This is a genomic window from Streptomyces sp. sk2.1, from assembly GCF_008120935.1.
Lineage (GTDB): Bacteria > Actinomycetota > Actinomycetes > Streptomycetales > Streptomycetaceae > Streptomyces.
The window spans coordinates 29,038-52,525 of sequence record NZ_RDBO01000091.1; the positions used below are offsets into that span (position 1 = coordinate 29,038).

At 66.0% G+C, this 23,488-nt stretch carries 15 protein-coding genes and 4 pseudogenes; 10 read left to right on the forward strand and 9 right to left on the reverse strand.

The features are described from left to right. Positions 1 to 308: 308 nt before the first annotated feature. A pseudogene (locus EAO76_RS40210) lies at positions 309 to 494 on the forward strand (transposase); the annotation flags it as partial. Positions 495 to 515: 21 nt separating this feature from the next. Here the strand turns inward: EAO76_RS40210 and EAO76_RS40215 are convergent. The 4 genes and pseudogenes from EAO76_RS40215 to EAO76_RS40230 form a co-directional block, all read right to left on the reverse strand. Then, a pseudogene (locus EAO76_RS40215) lies at positions 516 to 1,219 on the reverse strand (IS5 family transposase). Between the two features lie 475 nt (positions 1,220 to 1,694). Next, positions 1,695 to 2,385: pseudogene (locus EAO76_RS40220) on the reverse strand (transposase family protein). Positions 2,386 to 2,571: 186 nt separating this feature from the next. Then, the gene (locus EAO76_RS40225; protein ID WP_187438992.1) at positions 2,572 to 3,000 is read right to left on the reverse strand and encodes a hypothetical protein; all 429 of its coding nucleotides are present in this window, start codon (positions 2,998 to 3,000) and stop codon (positions 2,572 to 2,574) included. A 153-nt stretch (positions 3,001 to 3,153) separates the two neighbouring features. After that, positions 3,154 to 9,525 (reverse strand): RHS repeat-associated core domain-containing protein, encoded by a 6,372-nt coding sequence (locus EAO76_RS40230; RefSeq protein ID WP_262376153.1) that lies wholly within the window; start codon positions 9,523 to 9,525, stop codon positions 3,154 to 3,156. 223 nt (positions 9,526 to 9,748) lie between these two features. On the opposite strand from EAO76_RS40230, the gene EAO76_RS40235 reads away from it, so the two are divergent. The 4 genes from EAO76_RS40235 to EAO76_RS40255 all read left to right on the forward strand — a co-directional run bounded on the left by EAO76_RS40235 (position 9,749) and on the right by EAO76_RS40255 (position 14,619). Beyond that, positions 9,749 to 12,865, forward strand: a complete 3,117-nt coding sequence (locus EAO76_RS40235; protein WP_262376154.1) for a VCBS repeat-containing protein — start codon at positions 9,749 to 9,751, stop codon at positions 12,863 to 12,865. Positions 12,866 to 13,222: 357 nt separating this feature from the next. After that, positions 13,223 to 13,528: a transposase gene (locus EAO76_RS40245; RefSeq protein WP_262376160.1), complete on the forward strand. Its 306-nt coding sequence runs from the start codon at positions 13,223 to 13,225 to the stop codon at positions 13,526 to 13,528. Positions 13,529 to 13,993: 465 nt separating this feature from the next. After that, positions 13,994 to 14,248 (forward strand): hypothetical protein, encoded by a 255-nt coding sequence (locus EAO76_RS40250; protein WP_148841203.1) that lies wholly within the window; start codon positions 13,994 to 13,996, stop codon positions 14,246 to 14,248. Continuing rightward, the gene (locus EAO76_RS40255; RefSeq protein WP_187438994.1) at positions 14,245 to 14,619 is read left to right on the forward strand and encodes a PIN domain-containing protein; all 375 of its coding nucleotides are present in this window, start codon (positions 14,245 to 14,247) and stop codon (positions 14,617 to 14,619) included. Before EAO76_RS40250 ends, EAO76_RS40255 begins: the two co-directional genes overlap by 4 nt. Before the next feature lie 55 nt (positions 14,620 to 14,674). Here the strand turns inward: EAO76_RS40255 and EAO76_RS40260 are convergent, their stop codons facing one another. Beyond that, complete coding sequence (locus EAO76_RS40260; RefSeq protein ID WP_148841204.1) at positions 14,675 to 15,469, reverse strand: hypothetical protein; 795 nt, start codon at positions 15,467 to 15,469, stop codon at positions 14,675 to 14,677. Positions 15,470 to 15,711: 242 nt separating this feature from the next. Here EAO76_RS40260 and EAO76_RS40265 point away from each other — a divergent pair, with 242 nt between their 5' ends. Beyond that, a complete protein-coding gene (locus EAO76_RS40265) occupies positions 15,712 to 17,067 on the forward strand; it encodes a DUF4157 domain-containing protein (RefSeq protein ID WP_262376155.1) in 1,356 nt (451 codons plus the stop codon). A gap of 57 nt (positions 17,068 to 17,124) precedes the next feature. Here EAO76_RS40265 and EAO76_RS47015 read toward each other — a convergent pair whose 3' ends face one another. Both EAO76_RS47015 and EAO76_RS47860 read right to left on the reverse strand, forming a co-directional pair. Then, positions 17,125 to 17,568 carry a recombinase family protein gene (locus tag EAO76_RS47015; RefSeq protein WP_262376156.1) on the reverse strand — a complete coding sequence of 148 codons (444 nt, stop codon included), beginning with the start codon at positions 17,566 to 17,568 and terminating at the stop codon, positions 17,125 to 17,127. Between the two features lies 1 nt (position 17,569). Further along, positions 17,570 to 17,854, reverse strand: a pseudogene (locus tag EAO76_RS47860) (hypothetical protein); the annotation flags it as partial. 6 nt (positions 17,855 to 17,860) lie between these two features. On the opposite strand from EAO76_RS47860, the gene EAO76_RS40275 reads away from it, so the two are divergent. Then, positions 17,861 to 19,039 (forward strand): IS30 family transposase, encoded by a 1,179-nt coding sequence (locus tag EAO76_RS40275; protein WP_262376157.1) that lies wholly within the window; start codon positions 17,861 to 17,863, stop codon positions 19,037 to 19,039. 88 nt (positions 19,040 to 19,127) lie between these two features. Beyond that, complete coding sequence (locus EAO76_RS40280) at positions 19,128 to 20,486, forward strand: hypothetical protein (protein WP_148841207.1); 1,359 nt, start codon at positions 19,128 to 19,130, stop codon at positions 20,484 to 20,486. A 351-nt stretch (positions 20,487 to 20,837) separates the two neighbouring features. Here the strand turns inward: EAO76_RS40280 and EAO76_RS40290 are convergent, their stop codons facing one another. After that, on the reverse strand, positions 20,838 to 21,269 hold the full coding sequence (locus tag EAO76_RS40290; protein ID WP_148841209.1) for a protein-tyrosine phosphatase family protein: 432 nt from the start codon (positions 21,267 to 21,269) through the stop codon (positions 20,838 to 20,840). Between the two features lie 236 nt (positions 21,270 to 21,505). Between EAO76_RS40290 and EAO76_RS40295 the strand changes: the two genes are divergently transcribed. Further along, positions 21,506 to 21,856 carry a transposase gene (locus EAO76_RS40295; protein WP_148841210.1) on the forward strand — a complete coding sequence of 117 codons (351 nt, stop codon included), beginning with the start codon at positions 21,506 to 21,508 and terminating at the stop codon, positions 21,854 to 21,856. 94 nt (positions 21,857 to 21,950) lie between these two features. Further along, positions 21,951 to 23,161 (forward strand): IS3 family transposase gene (locus EAO76_RS40300; RefSeq protein WP_148841211.1). Its coding sequence is split into 2 segments (ribosomal slippage): positions 21,951 to 22,248 and positions 22,248 to 23,161, totalling 1,212 coding nucleotides; the frame shifts between segments, so codons are not numbered across the junction. Positions 23,162 to 23,285: 124 nt separating this feature from the next. Here the strand turns inward: EAO76_RS40300 and EAO76_RS40305 are convergent. After that, on the reverse strand, positions 23,286 to 23,488 hold a 203-nt coding region (locus EAO76_RS40305), incomplete at its 5' end, for a DUF6924 domain-containing protein (protein ID WP_399463647.1).

Genomic DNA, 23,488 nt, shown 5'->3' on the forward strand with positions numbered 1-23,488 from the left:
GCCCGACTGCCCTGGTACCAACTCCGCGTCCCAGACGTGGGTTTCCGTTTGGTGACGTATGCCGTCGGACTGTTCGCTTGCCACATGACACATCATCCCGGTCCGGCCCTGGCCCGCAGGGCCGCCGACCATCCGTTCGTCTTCGCCCGGGCCTTCAACACCTTCGATCCGGCGGTCCTGGACCGGCTCTACGAGCCCGACGCGGGGCTCTACGAGCCCGACGCGGGCTTCGTGCCGGTGCCCGGCCGGCTGGTCACCGGAGCGGAGCGGTTCCGGGCCAACGACGAGATCGAGGTGTCCCGCACGGCTCTCGAGGTGTCCCGCACGGCTCGGGGCTGGGCAAGACGCGCTGGGTCGTGGAGCGGACCTTCGCCTGGCTCCACCAGTTCAAACGACTGCGGATCCGCTACGAGATACGCGCCGACCTCCACCTCGGACTGCTCCAACTCGCCTGCAGCATCATCTGTTTGAGACGACTCCGAACCTCATTCTGAAACGATCAGTAAGAAGCCATCTCATTTGGTGAGTCTGCGGTAGCAGATGAGGGTGCAGGCGATGCTGGTGAAGGCGAGGAAGTGTTCGGCCTTGCGTTCGTAGCGGCGGTGGAGTCGGCGGCAGCCGGCGAGCCAGGCCATGGTGCGTTCGATGGTCCAGCGGTGTCGGCCGAGTCGCTGTGAGGACTCGATGCCCTTGCGGGCGATGCGGTGCCGGATGCCTCGCTGTGTCAGCCATTGCCGCAGGTGGCGGTAGTCGTAGCCCTTGTCGGCGTGGAGCTTTGCGGGCCTGCGCCGGCGTGGGCCCCGCCGGGATCTGATGGGCGGTATGCCCTTCACGAGCGGGATCAGGGCCTGGCTGTCGTGCAGGTTGGCGCCGGAGATGCCGACGGAGAGGGGCAGACCGGTCCGCTCGGTGATCAGGTGGATCTTCGACCCGTACTTGCCCCGGTCGACAGGATTCGGACCTGTCAGGTCCCCCTTTTCAAAGCCCGCATGTTCACCGAGTCGATCGCGCACCTCGACCAGTCCCGCAGCCGCCGCCAGGCCGTCACCCCACTGCAGCCGGTCCGCTCGGCGGGCACGTCTCTCCAGCTGACGTTCTTGCGCAGCACGTACACGATGCCCCGAAGAGCCGCACGGTCGTCCGCCGGCAACCGCCCGGGATACCGATGACGCCGCGGCGGCCGGGGCGGCAGCAGCGGAGCTTCTGGTCGCCGGGGCACGGCCGTTTCGGCTCCTGCTGGGCCTGCCCGCCGTGTCCAGGGCGTCGTCCACCGGCAGAGTCCGCGTTCAGGGCGGGAGCGACGGCGCCGGGGCCGAAACCCTCGCCGAGGCCAGTGCCGGCGCGGCAGCCGAACGGGCCACGAACAGGATCGTCGAGGCAGACGCGCTGGGCGGTGCCGTACCGGGGTGCTCGGTCTACAGCTGCTGCTGGACCCACCAAAAACCGAGACCGACGATTCCGGCCCCTGTGGCGTAGGCGGCGCCGCGGAGGGCGCTGGAGCAGTGCGCGGCTGCGTCGGGCGAGCCAGTGCTTCGCGCAGCGGATTCGGCTGGTTTGGACTGTGGTCTCAGGGTGGCGGTTACTGTGCATGTGGTACTCCGTTGTTCCGGGTGCTGTTTCAGGGGTTCGGCGGGAGCTGGGCGGCGTAGGAACCTTCAGCCCCGGCCGGACCTTTTCCAGTGAGCGGGCCTCTTTCATCCTGAATAGCTGCAGGTCAGCAGTGTGTGGATGGCTTGGACGATGGTGTCGATGCGGCGTGTGGAGCATCTGGCTCGGCGGAGGATTCGCCAGGACTTGAGCTGCGCGAAGGCGCGTTCGCCGGGTGTTCGGAGTCGGGCGTGGTCGCGGTTGAACTGCTGGTAGTGCTCGGTGGTTCTTGTACGGGGTGCGGACCGTGGCGCCGGTGCCCTGGTAGGCGCGGTCCGCGAGGACGAGGATCTGCCGGGTCAGGCATGCCTGCACGATGCCGTGGGCGCGGGCCGCGGTCAGGTCGTGGGTTCTCCCGGGCGTGGCCCGGGAGAACCACAGGGGTGTGCCGTCGGGGCGGGCGATGACCTGCACGTTCATGCCGTGCTGCTTGTGTTTCTGGGAGTGGTACGGCTCGTCGGCGGCGATGCGGTCGGTGGGGATGAGGGTGCCGTCGACGATGACGGAATCGCCCTCGCCCAGGCCGGTCAGGGCCTCATGCAGGCCGGGCGCCCGGGCCGCGAGGGCATCGAGGGTCTCGTCGACGTACCGCCAGGCCGTTGCCTGCGAAACACCGAACCCGGCTCCCACCTGGGCGAACGTCTCGTTCTTCCGGAGGTGTGCCAGGGCGAGCAGGGCCTGTTTGAAGCAACCGAGCCGTCGCCAGGTCGACTTCAGTTCACGCCTTCGGGCGTAGATGAGCCAGGAGACGTGCTCGACCAGCTCATGCGGGACGTCGAGCATGGAAGGATACGGAACCAACAGAGCCCCCCCGGGCTGTCGGCAGTGTCGAGTGGAATCAACACCGCCAACGACCGGGGGCTCTGTCACGTCACCGCCCAGCTGACCAGGCCTTTCATCCTCCCAAGGCAGGATGAAAGAGGCTCACTGAATGATCTGCAGACTCCATGTATCTACTACGGGGCTGCGCCGGTAGAAGACGTTCGGCTGAACAGGATCACACGTCACCAGCACCAGGTCTCCCTGGTCGAGCACGACCTTCTGCTCGACTCTTGTGGAACGTTTCTTACGCGTCCGAATAACATCAAGCTGCAGCAAATGCGACCCTGGAGATAGAGGGATGAAGCGAACTTTTCTGATGCTAGTCCGGTCCACGCCGCAAAGCTCACGTCCGCCTTCCGTGACAGACACCAGGCACCATTTGGGCGACCAGCTGCGAGGGGGATCGCGCAAGTCTACCTGAACGAGCAGACCAGTCCGGCCTTGGCGGCGGGCCTTGTGAATCAGATAACGGGATCTCCACTTCACCCGGCCGTCAAATGAACTGTTTACCTGAGCCGCAATATTTCCCATGTTTCCCCCATCTGCAATCCGGTCAATCTGCCACACCTCCCAGGCCAACAGGGGGCAGGAATCCGAGCCGAATCTGGGCCTCGGCAGTGATGCAGTCAGCCCTGCCCTACCCTTCACTGCCACCTGGATGCAGTCCTTCAGCAGAGGAGTAGATTAATTACGATCCGGTTCCAGCAAGGGGGTGTTTATGGCTATACCTGTAGCCAGCACTGAAGCAGCATCTGCCCCCTTTCTGGCAAGCCTCATCATATACCCTGTACCCTTAAACGCCGCACCCTTGATCTTTCCGACTTCCTTAGCTTCATTGAAAAGACCTTTCGCGATCGCACCCGCACCAACCCCCATACCGGCGAACCCTAGACTTAGCGCCCCGGTTGCGCATCCATTCCAGTTCTTCCTGGCGCATGCGTCTGCCGTTGTCGTGACAGCGATGGCCGCCCCTAGATAAAATGCACCAGCCGCTATGGGGCCGAGAGGAGTGATCATAGATACGACCCCAAGGCCCACACCGAGGTACCCGAAAAACTTCGGGTTGTCATTTACGAAATCTCTCGCCTTATTGAAACCTCCCTTTATCTTTCCCCAGATGCTGTCTTTTTTGCGACGCTCAGCCTCAGCTTTACGTCGCTGCTCAGCCAGCTTGGCCTGCGCCCGGTACTGCGCTGCCTTGTTCGCCCGCTGCTTCGCGTAGTAGTCGTTGATCAGGTAGCCGCTGGTGTTCTGGCGGTACGCGGCGTAGAGGAACTGGGACTCCGGGTCCTTCATGGGTTTCTGCTGCCAGACCCACTTGCTGCCCTTCAGAACATATCCGGCGTCCATTCCGCGGTCCCGTGCCCAGGCGTCGTCGTTGTACGAGGCGCCGCCGGCCGGGCCGTCGGGGCGGAGGCCGTCGGGGTCGGATTTGGTGAGGGGGTTGTTGTGGGCGTAGCTGTACGCGTTCATCTGCGCGGGGTCGTTGGTGTCGATGATGGGGTCGACGGAGAGGAAGCGGCCGAGGGCGGGGTCGTATTCGCGGGCACCGAGGTGGGTGAGGCCGGTTGGGTCGTTGGTGCCGCCGACGAAGCCTCGGGTTCCGAAGGCTGCGGACTGGGTGGTGCGGAGTTGTCCGAAGGGGAGTTGCTTGCGGCGGGTGAGGGCGAGGGTTCCGACCGTGATGGCGGTCAGTGCGGTGCCCTGGTGGTCGCTGATGAGGTATGCGGTGGTCGCTCCTGTGCGGACGGCCACGGTTTCGCCGTTGTGCGTGTAGTAGCGGGTGCCGGTCTTGGTGCCGTTGGCGGTGGCGGTGAGTTCGTTGCCCTGGGGCAGGGTGAGGGTGCTGGAGCCGTCGGCGTTCTTGGCGATGAGGCGGTTGCCGTCGGCGTCGTAGACGTAACTGCTGGTCTTGCCAGCCTCGGTGAGGGACTTGAGGTGGCCTTCGGGGTCCCAGGTCAGTTCCTGAGTGGCTGAGCCGGTGGTGCGCTTGGTGGTGTTGCCGTTGTCGTCGTACTCGAAGGCGGTGGTCCGGCCGTTGTCGGGGCCGCCGGTGACCTTGGCCTGCTGGACCGCGTGCGGGCGCTTGGCGCCGGGGGCGGGGTGGGTGTAGTCGGTGGTGACGTCCGTACCGGCAGTGGTGGTGGCGTGGTCGGTCTGGCTGGTGCGGTTGCCGAGCTTGTCGTAGCCGTAGCTCTGCCAGTACGCGTCCGGCCCGCCAACCGTGTCCTGGGTCGGCCCGGCTGTGTGATCGCAGTCGGCCTTCGCGGTCCACGCCTCGGTGAGCCGGCCCAGCGGGTCGGTGGTGAAGCACTGGGTGTCCACGGACCTCTGGGCGTCCTGGCCACTGGCAGTGGTGACTCCGGTGACGTTGCCGGCCGGGTCGTACGCGTAGGTGCTGTCGTCCACGCGCTGTGGCGCCAGGTCGCGATCGGTGGTCTGCTGCACCAGGCGGCCGGTGTGCTCGTCGTAGACGAGGGACTTGTATGCCTTCTTGCCCAGAGTCGCCCCGTATTCCAGGCGGGTCGGACGGCTGAAAACGTCGTACAGGGTGTTGCCGACCAGGGCGCCGATCTGTCCGCTGGTCCGGAACGGCTGGTCGTCGCTGTTGTAGTTGGTGATGACCCGTTCCGAGGGAACGTTGCCGACCGCCGGGTTCAGCGTCCAGAGGAGAGCGCCCGTCTCGGCCTTGTAGCCGTAGGTCCAGGTGTAGGTGCCCGCGAGGTCACCTGCCTGCGACGGAATGGTGACGGTGGTGGAGGTGGGCTGGTAGCGGTCGTCGAACGTGTCGGTCGCCTCGGTGTACTCGGCGCCGTCGACGTAGCGGGTGCTGCTGGTCAACTGGCCCTTGGCGAGGGTGTCGTAGGTCCAGGAAGCCTGGGTGGTCTCCCCCTGCTTGAGCTTGGTCCTGCGTCCGAGCTCGTCGTACTCCGTGGTCAGTGTGGTCTTGTTGGCATCGGTGACGGTGGTCGTCCTGCCGAGTTTGTCGTACTCGGTGCGGGTGATACCGGCGTCGGGGTCGTCGACGACCGTCCTCTGGCCGCGGCTGTCGAACGTGTAGCGCCAGGTGTTGCCGTTCGGGTCGGTGACGCCGGTGGGCTCGTCGTACTTGCCGTAAGCGTAGGTGGTGGTCTGCGCGTTGGTCCGTGCGGCATCGGTGTACTGGAGACGGTCAGTGGTCCGGCCGCGGGCGTCGGTCACGACCGTCGTGGCCGTGCCGCCCTTCGGCGGGATGACCGTGGTGCGATCACCTTCGTACACCGTGGTGGTGCGCCACTGCTCGTCGCCGAACTTCAAGGACAGCGTGTCGGTGATCCGGCCGGTTCCGTCGTAGATGTTCTGGGCGGCAGCGGGGATGGTGTTGACGGCGGCGGTCGCCAGCTTCGCTTCGGGCAGGCCGTCGGCGTAGTAGGGGGCGTATGTCTGCCAGGCCCAGCCGCGGGTGTCGTACATGGTCTCGGTCATGATCCGGTTCTTGGTGCCGGTGGCCGGGGCCTGGGTCTGGCGCTCGCGCAGGAGCCTGTCGTACAGGCTGTAGGTGGTGCGGTAGTCGCCGTTCTGCTTCAGCGTCTTGGTGGTGACGGCGTTGTCGGCTGTCTTGGAGATGGTGTAGGCGTACTCGGCCGACGGCTTGTCCGGGTGGTCCGCCTTGGCCCAGCCCGGCTGCCACACCTTCAGCAGGCGGCCGAGGCCGTCGTACACAGCGTCGGTGCGCTTGTTGTTGGGGTCCACCTCGGCTACGGCCACGCCTCGGGCAGGGTCGTACGTCGTGGTAGTGACGTGACCGCGTGGATTGGTCACCTTGATCGAGGTCGGTGCCTCGCCGGTCGTCGGAACGTAATCGGTCGTCGTCGTCTTCTGGAGTGCGTCCGTCGAGGACTTCTCACGACCGTGCTGGTCGTAGGTGTGGGTGGCGGTGGTGAGGTAGCCGGTGCCCTTGTCGTCCTGCTCGTCGAGCCGGGTCACGTCGCCCTTGATGGGCTCGGCGGTCAGGCTGGTCGCGTTGTCGTAGTAACGACGGTCCGTCGAGATCAGGTCAGCGGGCAGCGTCGGGGCTGTGCCGCACGGCTTGGCCACGGTCTTGGTCTCGGCGACCAGGTTGAGAATGTTCTTGGCCGTGTTACGGACGTAGGTGGTAGTGGTGCATTCCTCGTCGCCGCTCTTGGCCGTATCACCGAGAGCGGACTCGGTCAGGACCTGGCCGACGGGGTCGAAGGTCCGCTCGATCCTGGTGGTGCGCCAGCCCGCTCCCACTGCTGTCCTGTGCTGCTCGCTCTTGCCGCCGGTGGCGTACGCCTTGCGGTCGGGAAGGTTCTCCGGCCGCTTCTCGGTGGCGGTGGCGGCGGACAGCCAGGGTTCGTAACTGGTGGTGGACTCCAGTTTGCCGCCGTCGCCGTTGTACACCGCCAGTTCACGGGTCATGCCGGCGAAGGGCTCCTTGTCGGTGACCGCGATGCCCTCGTGGTCCTTGACCGAAGCGCCGTCGATCCCGCGGAAGTAGCGGTACTCCTGCAGGGTGCGCTTGTCGGGTGCGGCTCCGGTGCGGACCTGCACGCGGCCGTAGCCCTTGCGGTCGCTGTAGGTGAGGTGCTTGGCCTTGGTGAACTCGTCGTCCTTGGACTTGGCCCAGGCCATGCCGTCCAGGTAGGAGTAATCCGTCTGCTTGGCGACGGCACCCTCGGTGTTCGGGTTCTCCAGGATCTGTGTGACCACATAGGAGTGGAACCAGTCGAGGTAGGGCTCGTACTCCGCCCCCGGAGCGTCCGGCGGCGACCACTTCACCGGGTAGCAGCGCCGGGTGTTGGACTCCGGAGCAGGTACGCTGCCGGCCTTGCAATCCGCCTGCGAATAGGTGATTCCGAGGGAGCCGCCGCTCTCGGTGTCGATGCCGTAGACGCGGTAGCGCCACATGGGGGGCACGGGGTCGGGCTTGCCGCCGGTGGTGGCGCCCTCGACCCGGTTGGGGAGGGTGAGTCCCTTGAAGTTCACGGCCGGCAGGGTGACGTCGCCGGTTCCGGTGTGGCCGGTGCGGGTGATGGAGGTCAGCCAGAGGGCCGGGTCACTGCCGTCACCGGTGGCGGGGAAGGAGTGCTCCAGCTTCCAGGTGTCGACCGGCTTGTAGGCCCCGCCGGTCAGGACCGATGTGGCAATCGTCGTCAGCCGCTTGCGGCTGAAGAAGGACGGGGAGTAGCGGTCCTTGCACTCCGTGCCCGAAGCGCAGTACCGGTCGAACGGCACGTCCGGCCAGTTCTTCGCATGCTCCTTGTCGAAGGTGCCGCAGTCGCTCAGGCACCGTTCGGACGGGGTGAAGTCAACCTTGGCCGCCGCCTTGGCCGAGTAGATGGCGTTGGAACGCAGCCCGTACTCGATGCGCTTGAGGTATCCGCCCCGGTCATAGACCGTGGCGGTGGAAGCACCCGTCGTGGGGTTCACGTTCCGGCCGTAGTAGTTGGATTCCTTGTCCCAGTAGTAAACCATCGCGTCGTTGTGCGTGTCGATGACCACATCGAGGTTCCAGCGCCACGCCTGCCGGCACCAGGAATCCTTGAAATCTGCCGTATGACAGGGCTCGTTCGTCTGGTTGCCGAAGACGGGCACGGTCCAGGTGGAGTTGGTCTCGTCCTTGCCTTCGGCCCAGCCGTCGGGCCTGTTCTGGCCGAAGTAGTAGCGAGTGCCGTCCGGGGTGGTCACCTGCCAGTGCTCACCGTCGTTGTCGCCGTTGGCGAGAGCGGTGTTCTTCAGCTTGGTGATCTTCGTTCCGTCATCGCTCTCCAGGTGCCACTCACCCGAAGCCGTGTCCTTGACAAGAGTGTTGGTCTGCCCGCCGAGGTTGATCACCGCGTTGTCCGTCTTCCAGCACAGGTCACCCACTTTGGCAGTGGTGTTGCTGTCGGCGGTGTCGTCGGCGCACGAGATGTACTGGCGCTCGATGTACCCCGGCTCCATCGACCAGCCGTCGCCAATGCTGTTCGCCTGGTTGTTCGTCGCGGCGGTGCGGCCGTCGATCGACTGCGAGGAGTACCCGAGCTTCAGGTCGGGGGCCGCCCTGCCCGGGACCTCCGGCACATCGATCGGGTAGTTCCACGAGAAGGCACCGTTCGAACCGCCGGCGGCCCATGAGGCGGACGGGGCGAGGGAAGTCGCCTTGAAATTCCCCGAGGGGCCTGAATCGGCGGCGGTGGCAGCAAGAAGCACGGTGCCGGCGGCAATGGCCGTTGTCCGGCGCGAGGTTCCGCGAACCGGATCATCGCCCGGGTCCGCGGATCCGGGCGAGACAGCGGGTGCGGGGAGAGCGACTTCGGCGGCGAGGGAGCCCGCCTTGATGTCATTGGTCGCGGAAAGTGCACCGCCGACGCTGCAGCCCTTGACTTCCGGGGTGGTGAGCGCACAGGCCGGAACCGTACGCATGGTCAGACGGGAGGCCCAGTCGCCGCCATAGGCATGGCGGAAGCCCGAGTAGTCGAGCTTCACCTTCACGGAGCCCGGAGCACCCTCTGTCGGACGGACTGCGAGCAGGACCCCTTCGATGCCGAGACCCTCGGCCACCCTACGGTCGAGCACCTGAACCTGGACCCGGTCCGGACCGGCCGGCCCGGGAGCGGACTTGAGACCCTCGGCATTCGCGGCACGGCCGCCTGCGTCCCCGGCTTTCGTCGATCGGCCCAGGTAAACGGGCAGGGAGCCTGCTTTGCGGGAGCCCTGGTCAGGGATGGCGGATGCGACAGAGCCCGGCCGGGGCCAGCTCACCTGCGGCTTTTCCCAGGAGTGCTTGACTGTCTGATCCGGCTTGGTGGATGAACGTTTCTCCACCAACGCGGTCGGCACAGGGTCCGTCTTCTTGAGCTTCGGCAGATTCAATTCCACCGCAGCCACGACGGGTCCGGAGAGCAAACCTGCGAACAGAAAAGCAGTCAGGGCCGCAGCGATCAGCCGCACCCGCCGTGCCGTACGTCCAGCGCAGAAGCGCCCGCCCCACACCATGCCCCGAACTCCCCACCGATGGACAGAAAGATCACAGTCAGACACGGAAGGTAGCAGGACCTTCACATCCTCCACTTTCAAAAATAGCCATCCACCCTCGACTACACGCCAGAATCAGACCAGAAAGAGAGGGGAATCATTCCCATTTTGGGCAAAATTTCATGAATTGCGGAATCTAATTCAAGCCATCTCGTCATTGGTCGAGCAGTCGCCCGCCTCGCAACACCTAAATCACATTCCTCACACTTCCAACACGACCTAAGGTGCATCTCGATCAACCAGGAGGGGGCTTCTCCCAATGAGACGCATCAGGGAAAAATACGGACAAGTGAACATGAAGGGCGCAATGGCGTCGTTGGTGCTTGCGCTGGCGATTGCCCTTTCCCTTCCGCAACCCACGGAGGCGATCGCGGCGGCACCGGACGAAGGTCCGTCCGTCAGTGACCGAGCCCTGAAGTCCGTCGACGCAGAAGCAAAGGCCCTCGCCCAAGCAGCCGATACCGGAGAACCTGTAGAGGTTCTCTCGCAGCGGACCGAGATCTCGCAGGTATTCGCAAATCCCTCCGGGACCTTCACTCAGGAAAGTTATGCAACGCCTCAGTGGACTCGGAAGAATCATAAGCTGGTCGACATCAACACCGACCTCGCAACCGAAGCGAACGGGCGAATAGCCGCAAAGGCAACCGACATCGGTGTGAGTTTCTCAGGCGGCGGAAGCAGTCCATTGGTGACAGTGACACGCGATGGTCGAAGCCTTTCTATCGGGTGGCCCGAAGAACTACCGAAGCCCATGGTCTCCGAGGGCACGGCGACCTATCCCGAAGTTCTTCCCGGGGTGGACCTCAAACTAAAGGCAAACAATTCAGGATTCAGTCAACTCCTGGTCGTCAAGTCCGCCGAAGCGGCTGCAAATCCAGAACTCAGGTCGATCGGGCTGAGTTTTTCCACCGACGGGCTGAACGTCACGACCGACGGTGACGGTAACCTTGCCGCCACCGATCCCGCCGGTCAGAAGGTGTTCGTCGCCCCCGCGCCACGCATGTGGGACAGCAGTACGGCCGCGACTCCGGCTGCAGCCCGCTCGGCCACGCCATCCGACGGAGGTCCGGCACCGAACGGCGAGTTCGAACCCGGTCACGGCGCCCGCGAATCGGTCATACCCATCCGGGTCGCCGACGAGCAGATGACTCTGTCGCCGGACCAGTCTCTGCTCACGGGCGAAGGAACGAAGTACCCCGTATACATCGATCCGGCTGTCACTGGTGCGCGTGAGGCATGGACGATTGCCTACAAGAAGACACCGACCACCGGGTACTTCAATGGTGCTGGATGGGACGGGGCAACGACACCTACCGCACGTGTGGGATACGAGAACATGACCAATGGGCTGGCCCGCTCCATGTTCCGTATGGACACCAACAACCTCTGGAACACGAAGAAGCAGGTCATCAAGTCCACATTCAGGGCCAAGAACTCGTGGTCGTGGTCATGCACCAAGAAGAAGGTGGAGGTATGGCTGACCGGCTCGATCTCGGCGTCCACCAACTGGAACAGCCAGAACAGCACATCTTTCTGGAAACGAAAGCTTGACGATGTCACCGATGCAAAGGGCTACAGCTCGTCATGTCCAGGCGGAAACCTTGCCTTCGATGTGACCTCCGGAGCCGCAGAAGCCGCGAGCAAGAAGTGGCCCAACATCACGCTCGGCCTCCAGGCAACCGATGAAGCGGACGTGTACAGCTGGAAGAAGTTCGACGCCAAGTCAGCAGTGCTCTCCACCGAGTACAACACTGTGCCCAACGCACCGACCAGCCTGAACACCAGCCCCAGCTCGGGCGGTTGCCTGACTTCGGCTCCGTTCATCTCCATCGGCAACACGGATGTGACGCTCAACGCCAAGGTCAGCGACCCCGACGGCGGCACGGTGAACACCCGGTTCGACCTCTGGGCCACCGGCCATCACCCCAACGACGACCCCAACGGGGTCCTGATCGTGAGCACCAAGGTTTCAACGACCTCCGGCAAGGTCGCGGCGCTCAAGGTGCCGAAGACCACACTGCAGAAGTACCTCACCACCGCCAACGGCAACTTTTCCTGGAAGGCCCGGGCGGAGGACAGCGCCTCTCAGTCCTCCTGGACACCAGCCGCAGGTCAGCCCGGTTGCCGGTTCGTCTTCGACCCCAACCGTCCGAGTACCCCGCCGACCATCAAGTCGACCGACTTCCCCGATGGCTCGGACGGCTGGCCGCAACAGACGGGAGAAGCCCGTAAGCCCGGCTCGTTCATCATCGGCAACGGTGGCGTCAACGACGTGACGTCGTACGAGTACTGGACCGACTGGGACACCACAGTACGCACCACCACCCCCACGGAAGATCTGGACGGGGACGGGAAGAAGGACGGCAAGATCACCCTGACTCCGCCTTCGGCCGGCTCACAAAGGGTGCACGTCCGCAGTCTCGACACGGCCAAGAACCGGTCCGACAGTGCGCAGTACCTCTTCTACGCCAACAGCCCTGCCATCCCGGACAAGGCTGGTGACCTCAACGGTGACGGCAACGCGGACCTCTACGGTGTGCGCACCGACGGCGAACTGTGGCTCTACCCAGGGCAGGGGAACGGCCGCGTGGGAACCGCCACCGTGGCAGGAAACACCGACTTCAACGGGGCCGGCATCACCCACCGCGGCGACTGGACGGGGGATGGCTACGAAGACCTGGTCGCAGCGATTCCGGGGGACGGGGGCAAAACTCTGCACGTGTTCCCCAACAACGGGCTGGGCTTCGCCTGCACAAGCCGTGACGAGCAGGCCGACGGACAATCCCAGTCCTGCCAGTTCGACGCCCAGGAACTGCAAGTTGCCGACGAGACCAACAACCACTTTGCGGCAGCCGATCAGATCCTCGCTGTCGGAGACGTCGACGGGCCTCTGGACACCGACGGCGACGGAACCATCGACGTACCCGGCTACCCGGACCTCCTGGTCAAGGAAGGCAACAGGATCTGGCTCTACTTCGGCGCTGAATCCTTCTACCTCGATCAGAGCCGGGCACCCGTCCTGATCGGCGACGGATCCTGGTCCGACTACGATCTCGTCGCACCGGGAGACCGCACCGGAAACGGTCGTGTCGACCTGATCTCACGGCACAAAACCAGTGGTGAACTGCGTCTTTACGAGGGCACGGGGGACTCCGGCGAAGGGCTCGGCTCCGCCCCGGCGTCCGTCGCCATCGGATCCGGCTGGACTCGTGCCAATCGTCCGCTGATCGCGGCTGTCCCCGATGCCGACGGCGACGCCAAGGCCGACATCTGGGCCACCGGAGGCGATGCCCGGCTCTACTTCTACCCAAACATCTCGGGTAGCGGGGTCGCCGTGGGCACCTCGGGATGGCAGAACTTCCAGGCACTGAGCTGACCTCAGGGGGCGCACGGCCGGGGTGGCCCGTACCGGTTTCGTCCGGTGCGGGCCACCTCGGCGGGAGCCGGTCGGGGCGGCTTCCGGTACTGCAACGGTGCTTTTCCTGAAGGTTGGGCAGGCTCGGATGGTGTGTGGCCGCATTGTTGGTAGTGGCTGATCCGAGCTTGGTGTCGTCGGCGGCGCCAGTGGGACCAGCGCAGGATGTGGTCGATCGAGGCTGGTCGGCGGTGGGTGAGTCGGTGGATCAGGCGTCACAGTTCGGGAAGGCTGAGGAGGCGAGGGCCCTGACCCCGGAGCTTGGACACCGGAGGGACTTGGATCTTGATGGTTCAGGAGAACGGAGTCCCCGTGGGGATGAAGCACTACCCCGCCGAGTTCAAGGCAGGCGCAGTCGCGCTGTACCGGTCGCGTCCGGGAGCGACGATCAAGTCGGCCGCCGCCGACCTCGGAATGAACACCGCGACACTGCGGAACTGGATCCGGGCTGCCGACAGGCGCCGCTCCGGCGCCCACTCCGCGCCGACGGCCGCTCCGCAGTCTGGCGGTGACACGGTTCGGGCGGAGCCGGCCGCCGCGAGAAAGAGGATCCGTGAGCTGGAGGAAGAACGCGACATTTTCCGCAAGGCTGCCCGGTATTTCGCCGGGGAGACGCGCTGGTGAACCGCTGCCAGTTCGTTGACGATCACCAGCGCCGATACGGTGTCAAGCGGCTCTGCGTCATTCCCGGGATCGCCCGTTCCAACTTCTACTACTGACGCCGCACCGCCCCCGCGCGGGCGGCCTGCCAGGCCGCCGAGGACCGGCTCGCGGCCCGGCTAGAGGTGATACTCACCCCTCTCCATCAACAGAACGCATAGCGTGACACTTGCCACACTCTGAGTGAAGTGCGCCCCTGGTATCCATCGAAGCCTCGGACTGGTCATGAAGTCAGGCAGGCCCGGGCCGGGGCGTTCAGGCCTGCCTCAAGGTCGCCGATGGCTCTGATGGCAAGAACCCCCTTCCGCAAGTGCATGCGAGAGGGGTCCAGACCCCGGTCGGCCAGCAGTCGGTATGGGGCTGGTGGCCCGATCGCCATGGACCGGCGACGCTTTTCCCAGGAGTTCTACCGGCGGTAGAATCGGTGGTATGAGCAAACCGACGAGCATCAAGACCAGCGAGGAAGTGCGCGACCGGCTGCGGGTCCTCGCCGCCGAGCGCGGTACCACCATCACCGAGCTGTTGGAGGAGCTCGCTGGCCGCGAGCTCACGGAATCCGAGCGTGAGCAGCGTGCCGGCGAGGCGGCCCGTGAGCTCGGTATCGAGTACACCGAGCAGGTCCAGCGGGCCGGGCAGGATGCCTGGGCGAAGATCCGTGCCCATCAGGGCGGCGCCGCCGCATGAGTCTGACGGTCGTCCTGGACCACACCGCCCTGGCAGCTCTGTACCGTGCGGATCCCTTCCTCACTGGCCTGTACATCGAGGCCTCCCGCGGCACCGGCCGCGTCATCATCCCGTCGCTGTCGGTCCTTGCTGCCGAGCGGCAGGTCACGGGGGCGGGCCGGCACGCGGCGTCCCTGCGGTTCGCGGAGAACGTCCCGTTCACCGCCGGGCACGCGGTGGACGCGATGGACTGGAGAGGCGTGGACTGGCCGGTGGCTCACGCGGCTGCGATCGCCTGGCACGCGGTGAAGGCGGGGGAGCCGGTCACGGTCCTGTCCCTGGAGCCCGAGCTGTACGCGGGTACCGGTATCACCCCGCTGAACCCCACCTGACCCCGAACTCCGGAAGGGGGCTGTTTCCTTCGGGAAACAGCCCCCTTCGCCGCTTTCAGCGCCCGCTGTGGTGTGCCTGCCGTGCGGTGACCAGGGACCGCCAGCGGTCGCGGGTGTGCTGTTCGCTGTCCAGCCACCGGGCTCCGGAGACCTGGTCGAGGGGCACGTCGGTCATGAACTGGGCGATGTCGGCGTAGTACGTGTAGTGGTCGCGGGTGAGGTCGCGCAGCCGGGAGATTGCGGCGCCGGCCCGGGTGTGGTCGTTTCGGACGGCGTGGTGGAAGCACACCGCGAGGTGGGTCATGGCCTGGGCGGCGACGATGCCGGCCGCGGCGGCTTCCGCCTGCAGGGCGCGGGCGCGGTCCTCCACGTCCGGGGTGGTTCCCGCGTCGCGGACGAGGGCGGCGATCTGGGTGGTCAGGGTGGTGGCGCGCAGGTCGAGTCCGTCGAGCAGCTGCTGGGCGGTCTCGAGTTCGTCGTCGGCCCGGCGGGGGTCGGTGAAGGCGAGGACGAAGGCCCGCTGGGCCTGGGAGGTGGCCTGTTCACCGGCGACGCCGTGCTGTTCGGCGTCGTGGCGGGCTGCTTCGTAGGCGGTGGCAGCTTGGTTCATGTCGCCCTGGATCCACCACACGTCGCCCATGACGCGGTGGTGGCGGCCGGGCCAGCCGAGGGTTTGGGCAGTGGCCAGGGCGGTGGGGAAGTCTCCGTCGAGGCGGGCCAGGTGGGCCAGGCCCCGCCGGGCGGCCGGTGCGAGCCGGCCGCCGCCGTCGGCCACCAGCTGCATCCCCCGGCGGGAGGCACCGGTGCGCCCGAGGTCGCGCTGGGCCTTGGCCAGGTAGTAGATGCCCACGACGGCTTGAGCCCGATCTGTGCCACCCTGCGGGCGATTCTGCCCGTCCGGCCGTCCCGGTCTGCCCTCCGGGGCCTGGTGTCGCGATCTTCCACCGCCTATGCAGGAAGAAATTTGCTACTCCTGCGTGGGAAGGCACTTCTATGCGTGTCCAAGACAATGACAGAGCCCAGCAGGCCGAACGCGGCCGAGCAGCGGTCCGCACGTCGACGGCGGGGAGCGGGGTGCCTCCGCGCGGTCTTATGGCGCTGCAGGCCGCTGTCGGGAACGCGACCGTCCTCCAGATGCTCCGCCAGGCGGGCCATCCCTGGGCCGAGGAGCAGCATCAGCCCTCCGTCGGCTGTGGCCACGACCACGTTGAGCGGAACGGGCATGCTGGGCAGGACGGGCGGTCCGTCGTGCAGCGTTCTGCCGTCCATGGCACCCTGCGCACTCCCGGAAGGCCCATGGGTGTGGCAATGCGCTCCGAGATGGAAGCGCGTCTGGGCGTGGACTTCTCCGATGTCCGCATCCACGACGACAGCGCCGCTAGGGCCTCCGCAGCCGAAGTCGGCGCCCGCGCCTACACCTCCGGCAGCCATGTCGTCATCGGCGACGGCGGCGCCGACAAGCACACCCTTGCCCACGAACTCACCCACGTTATCCAGCAACGCCAAGGCCCCGTTTCAGGCGCCGACAACGGATCCGGGCTAAGGGTCTCCGACCCTTCCGATCACTTCGAACGTGAGGCGGAGGCCACTGCCGTCCGGGCCGTGTCCGGGGCCGTGCCGTCTCTTCCCGGCATTGCGGCGGGCGGCACCGGCAGGAGCAGCGCTGCCGATGCGCACACAAGCGTGGTCCAGCGCGTCATTACCGATTCACAGGACCGCATCATATCTTCTGAAGGAAGATTAAGGGCAGCGATTGGCGAGATCCTCATGCATTTCCCTCGGGAAATGCATGAGGCGGTGGAGAGTGAAGTCCTTTTGATGGCCGATGCTGAGAATGATCGGATCCCGTTGGGTCAGGTGATGACGATCCTTCGGGATTATGCTGGCCTCGACCCCGTCACCTCCCAACGACTGCCTTCCATCCCGCAGGCGCAGCCGCCGCAACCACAGCCGCAGTACGACGAAATAAGCCTCGCGAGCCCAGAGTCGTTCCTGGAGTCCATTGCGTCCATCTGGTCCATCCCCCAGGGAAACACCGGATGTGGCCTGCTCAACGGAACCTTGTACTTATCGAATTCCGGGCCTCACCGGCCCGCCTTCTTCGATGACATCCGGAATGCCGTGGAAGTAATTAGAAATCGGAATAGTTCTCCACCGGACTGGTTTCCGGCGAAAGATCTGGTGGAGTGCCCTGGCTACAAGGGCACCACCTCCAACCATGCGGAATGCAGAATAATAAAGGTATGGGGTGGCGGCAACGGTGTCGGTGGAATCATTCGCACCACCCATCCTGCCTGTAAAGATTGTGCGCACCTCATGACCGAACAGGGCATCAGGCACGACGAAACCGCCGACCGAAAGTACGGGTTGACTGGCTGGATTCACCCATTCACTATGGAATTCTACGGCCCACAGACCACCGACTCCAGGCGCTATGCCCCGTCATAGGTGTCATTTCCTCCCGCCGGGGCAACAGTCGCGAACCTGCCAGCTTTTCCCACGGCGTCACCCGCATGCTCGCCGAACGGGGGCCTGAATCAGGCCGCCGCTCGGGGCGCTGTCGTCGACCAGTGGCCGGCCATCGCGTCCACCCTCGCCGGAAGGCAGCCGCCGTACGGTACGCCCTGGAGGACTGAGACTGTCGCCCTGCCCCGGGGCGTGGCAGGAGCGTACAGCCCGGGCGTCAGGGGCGGTGGCCAGGTTCTCGTGCAGCGAGGTGAAGCCGATCCCGCAGTCGCGTAGCTCGGCGACCATGTTGATGAGGCTCTGGAGGCTGCGGCCGTAGCGGTCGAGCGAGGGGACCACGAGGGTGTCGCTGGCGTCGAGGAAGGCGTGGCACGCCTTCAGTTCGGGGCGGAGGGCGTTCTTGCCGGACTTCTTGTCCGCGAAGATCTTCCGGTATCCGGTATCCGGTATCCGGTATCCGGCATCCGGCGGCGGCGAGGGCATCGACCTGCCGTTCGAGCTTCTGCCCGCCGGTGGAGACTCTGGCGTATCCGATCTTGATTTCGGCGCGGACGAGCTGTTCGGCGACGAGGAGGTCCGGTCCGTCGGCCGGTTCGAGGGCGGTCATGGCTCCGGAGCATGTCAGGAAACGGTGGTCTGGGGTTGTTGAACCCCCCAGGTTTTTGAAGGGGTTTCTGAAGGCCCTGCGGGGTCTGGGGGACTCTTCGGGGCGATCTTCAGAAAACGATGGCACCCTCAAGTGATCAACGCACCACCCACGGATGATCATGTGATTGTGGAGGCACAGGTGCGTGACTACGGGTTCTCGCCGGCTCAGCAGGACGAGATCTGGAGACGCTGGCGCGAGGGGCAGTCGTTCAGCTTGATCGGACGGGCACTCGGGGCGCCGATGCAGCACGCCTGTCGCTTCCTGTACCAGAGCGGCGGCGTCCGCCTCACCCCGCAGACGCGTTCAGAGCGGCATCTGAGCGGCAGCGAGCGCGAGGAGATCTCCTGCGGCATCGCCGCCGGGGGATCGGCCCGGCAGCTGGCCAAACGGCTGGGCCGATCCCCTTCGACCGTCTCCCGCGAGATCGCCTGCAATGATGGCGGGGACCGCTACCGAGCCGCCTCGGCCGATGCAGCCGCCTACGAGCGCGGGCGCCGCCCCAAGCGGGCCAAGCTCGCCAAGCGGCCTGCTCTACGCGCCTTGGTGGAAGCCAAGCTGGCTCTGTGCTGGTCACCCGAGCAGATCGTGGGATGGCTGCGACGGCAGTTTCCTGGCAACGCCTCCATGCAGATCTCGCACGAAGCGATCTACCTCTCGCTCTACGACCCTCGCCGACGTCAGGCGATCGACCGCAGCCTCACCCAGCGGCTGCGGTCAGGCAGGCCCATGCGCCGGCCGAAGATCGCCCGCCGGCCCACCGGGCGGGGCATCATCCGCGGCATGGTGTCCATCACCGCCCGCCCCGCCGAGGTCGAGGAACGCAAGGTTCCCGGCCGCTGGGAGGGCGACCTCGCGATGGGCACCCGGCCCTCGGCGGTCGCCACACTCGTCGAGCGCACCAGCCGCTACACGGCCATCGTCGCGCTGCCAGACGGCATCAAGGCCGAGCAGGTCACCCCGCACCTCACCAGGAGCCTCCTCAGCATCCCGCCCCACCTACGACGAACGCTCACCTGGGGCCGGGGCCGGGAGATCGCCGAGCACCAGGCCATCACCGCCGAGACAAGGATGCCGATCTACCTCTGCAAGCCGCGCAGTCCGTGGCAGCGCGGCACCAACGAGAACACCAACCGGCTGCTTCGGCAGTACCTCCCCAAGGGCGCGGACCTCCGCACGTTCAGCCAGGCCGACCTGGACACCATCGCCCACGAGCTCAACCATCGCCCGCGCAAGACCCACGGTTATCGCACTCCGGCAGAGGTCTACGCTGGCCTCCTGAACAGCGGTGATGCGCTGACCGCTTGAGCTTGCCATCGTTTATTGACGCCTGCCCTCACATGCGATGGCCCCGACGTGCGGGCTGTGTCGGTGGTGAGGGCTAAGGTGCGCTGTCGTGGACGCTGATGATCTTGACTACCGGGCCCGAACGCTGACGGGCTGCATTCCTCCGCCGCTGGTGGCGCGGCTTCTCAAACTCGGTCATGAGCGGGAAGTGGAGTTCCAGGCCGGCCGCGGGGAGTGGTTCTGCGCGCTGGAGTGGGCCCGGCTGCTTGGGCATCGGGGCCAGCGCGAGCAGGCGTTGGAGGTGCTCGCTCCGTACGTCGCCACGAACTGGTGGCCGGCGGCCCAAGCCCGGGCGGAGCTACTGGAGGGCTGGGGCCGAGCGGAGGAGGCGATTGCGCTGTCCCGCCCGTACGCGGAAGCCGGTGACCGGCTGGCGCTGGTCTTCTTCGCACGCCTGCTGGCCCGCCACGACCGCAGCGGCGAGGCGTTCATGCTGCTGCGTGCCGGGATCCAGGACTGGTTCCTCGCCGAGTGCCTGGTCGACGTCGCCGGAACGGCGGGCATGGACGAGGAAGCGGCGGCCCTGTTGGAGGCCCGGATGGAAGCAGCGATCCCTGCCTGTGACGACCCGGACTGTGACAACCTCCGGAGGGAACCGTTCAACGCAGTCGGTCTGCTCGCCACGCTCAGGGAACGCCAGGGCCGGATCGAGGAGGCGATCACCCTGCTGCACACCCGCGAGGTCACCTCCGTCAACGGCCGTGACCAGCTGGCTGACCTGCTGGCCAGACACGACCGGATCACGGAACTGCGTGCGTACGCAGCGTCCGAGTACCACGGGCACGCCGTGCAGCGCCTTGCCGAAGTACTGGAGGAACGCGGCGACGTGGAAGGCGCGATCGCCGCCTACCGCACGTTCGGTGCCACGCCGTCCGGCATGTGGCATGTGGCTGTACCGCTGTCCGAGCTCCTGGTCCGGCACCGACGGAGCAACGAGGCGATCGAGGTGCTGCGCGCGCTCACCGAACACGACGCGGAGGACTGGCTCGTCCACACTCTTTGCACCCTGTACGTCGACCACGGTCGGTCCCGAGAGGGCCTGGCCCACCTCGATGCCATCAAGGCGCGAAGAGACGGCAAGGAGTACTGGGACCTCTTCCAAATGCGGCTTCCGCTCATGGCCGACTGCGGTCTGCTCGACGAAGCGATCGAGCAGACGCGGGCGCACCCCGAGGGCGACACCTGGTACGCGGCCTGGGCCTTGTCCGACATGCTTGACAAAGCCGGCCGCACCGAGGAAGCCGACGCAGTCCTCGCACAGCACCCGGCAGTCAACAGCTCTCTTCGTGCCGAGCGCCTTATCGACCTCGGCCGCATCCAAGACGCTGTACGACTCCTCCAGCAGCCGATAAGCAAACCGACCACACCCGCCTGGGACGGCGCCTACTCCACCGAACCACCGTTCTGACAGCTCGGGCTGGTATGCGCCACGTCTCCACAGGACGTCGCGCGCCGGTTCAGTCGTTGCCCTCGTCGTCTTCGRCGGCGTCSGGGTCCCGGAGAGGGCGCAGGCCCTGGCCGGGTCCGCTGGCCTTGATGTTGAACAGGTAGCGGCCCAGGATCTCCGCTCGGTCGGTACTCCTTCCAGCTTCCCGACCCGCCTGGCGGCCTGCGTCCGCTGCGCGACCCCGACGCCGCCGAAGACTAACCGACACCGGTCCGCACCACAGGTGAGCCCGGCTGGCGCGTAGCCGGCCGGGCTTGATGTGTGCCCTCTGCGAGCCAGTCAGGCACGCAGCCCTCGATGCGAAACACGCCACTATGCGTCCTCGAAGCGCAGTACGAATCGTCGCTGCCAGGGGGTCTCCACCGCGCGGGGGTGGTAGTGCTGACGAACGAACGCGACGGCTTGGTCTGGCGGAACTCCATCAAGGACAGCCATGCATGCCAAGGCTGTTCCTGTCCGTCCACGCCCGCCTCCGCACGCGACCTCAACGCGTTCGTTCCCCGCCCGGGTCAACGCCTCCTGCAACACATCCCGAGCTTGTCGGCGATCCTTGGGAAGGCGAAAGTCAGGCCACCGCAACCATCGAGCCTCCCACTCGGTCGGTGGAGGCTGCTTACCGAGCAGGTAAACCGCGAACGATGGCGTCGGCCCTGACGGCAGGGGGTAACGCAAACCCCGGCCACGCACGAGCACGCCTGAAGGAAAACGCAGGATCCCGTCTGTCGAGTTCCAGTCCTCACCCATGCGAGCACCTTATAGGGGTCCATGCCCAGCAAGTCCGTGATCGCAACGCTTGCCTCGCGCACCATGCGGCTGGACTCAGCGCCTGCTGCCCCCGGGCGCGAGCAGACCGGTGACCTCCGCGATCGCCTCTGCCCACGGGTGGAAGTAGCGCCGCAGGTTCTCCGGCGGGACCTGTCCCCGAGTGGTGGACACCTCTGAGCCCGGCCCCGGGAGGGGCCGGGTAGGAGGCATCTTTTATGGTGATGAAGGTCTACTCGCCCGAGTTCAAGGCGGACGCTGTCGCGCTGTACCTGTCGGACCCGAGCCACACCTTCGAGGGCATCGGAAAGGATCTGGGGATCAGCCGCGAGACGCTGCGTAACTGGGTGCGGGCGGAACGGGCCCGCCGCGGCGGGGGCAGCACGACGAGTACGAGCACGGAGAAGAACACGGTGGATTCCCCGCCGACGGCCGAGGAGCTTCAGGCCGAGAACGAGGCCCTGCGCCGGGAGCTGGCAGCAGCCCGCAAGGAGATGCACAAGCTCGCCACCGAGCGGGACATTCTCCGCAAGGCGACAAAGTTTTTCGCACAAGAGATGACCTGGTGACCAACCGCTTCCAGTTCATCGAGACGGGCCCTGACCCCGGATCTTGGACACCGGAGAGACTTGGATCTTGATGGTCCAGGAGAACGGAGTCCCCGTGGGGATGAAGCACTACCCCGCCGAGTTCAAGGCGGACGCAGTCGCGCTGTACCGGTCGCGTCCGGGAGCGACGATCAAGTCGGTCGCCGCCGACCTCGGAGTGAACACCGAGACACTGCGGAACTGGATCCGGGCCGCCGACGGGCGCCGCTCCGGCGCCCACTCCGCGCCGACGGCCGCTCCGCAGTCTGGCGGTGACGCGGTTCAGGCGGAGCTGGCCGCCGCGAGGAAGAGGATCCGTGAGCTGGAGGAAGAACGCGACATTCTCCGCAAGGCTGCCCGGTATTTCGCCGGGGAGACGCGCTGGTGAACCGCTGCCAGTTCGTTGACGATCATCAGCGCCGATACGGCGTCAAGCGGCTCTGCGTAATTCTCGGGATCGCCCGTTCCAGCTTCTACTACTGGCGCCGCACCGCCCCCGCGCGGGCGGCCCGCCAGGCCGCCGAGGACCGGCTTGCGGCCCGGATACGCCAGGTCCACAAGGAATCCGACGGCACCTACGGTGCCCCGCGGATCACCGCCGAACTCCGCGACGACGCCGGCCGGGCGGTCAACCACAAGCGTGTCGCGAGGATCATGCGGACCATCGGGATCGAGGGAGTCCGTCTGCGACGCCGGCACCGCACCACCGTCCCGGACCCGGCCGCCGCGAAGGCACCGGACCTGATCGGCCGGGACTTCACCGCCGGGGCCCCGAACACGAAGTACGTCGGCGACATCACCTACCTGCCCATCGGCGGCGGGAAGTTCTGCTACCTCGCGACCGTCATCGATCTCTGCTCACGGCGTCTGGCCGGCTGGGCGATCGCCGACCACATGCGCACCGAACTCGTCACCGACGCCCTCACCGCCGCGATCCGGACCCGCGGCAGCCTCATCGGAGCCGTGATGCACACCGATCACGGGGCCCAGTACACGAGTCGGGCATTCGCCGAAGCCTGCAGTTCAGCGGGGGTTCGGCAGAGCATGAGCGCGGTCGGCTCCAGCGCCGACAACGCCGCCGCCGAGTCGTTCAACGCGACCTTCAAAAGGGAGACGCTGAAGGGGCGAAAGGGCTGGCCGAACGAGCGCGAGGCCCGACTCGACGCCTTCCGCTGGCTGTCGCGCTACAACACCCGACGCCGGCATTCCCGCCTCGGACAGCGATCCCCGATCGCCTACGAGAACACCTTCCACTCAGCATCAACTACCCTGGCCCAAGCCACATAGGCGTGTTCAAGATCCGGGGTCAAGGCCCCGTTGAGACTCCCCACTTCGTTGAACACCGGAGCGAGTGAGGCGAGGAGCATTCCTGGCCGTTTTCAAGGCTCTGTCCGCAGTTCCGTGAACCCATTCAGAAGGACCGGAAGATCCCCTCGGGATCATCGTGAGCCCATGCCGCAAACTCCTCGAAGCCCAGGTTGCCGATGCTCAGGTTCGCGTGAACCTCGTGGAGTCTTGCGGGGATGGTGCGGAAATGGCGGCCGAACTCGGTCAGCTGTGCGTAGTCCTCGTCGTCCACGCACTCCTCCCGCGTCAGCGTGGTGACCGCCAGCA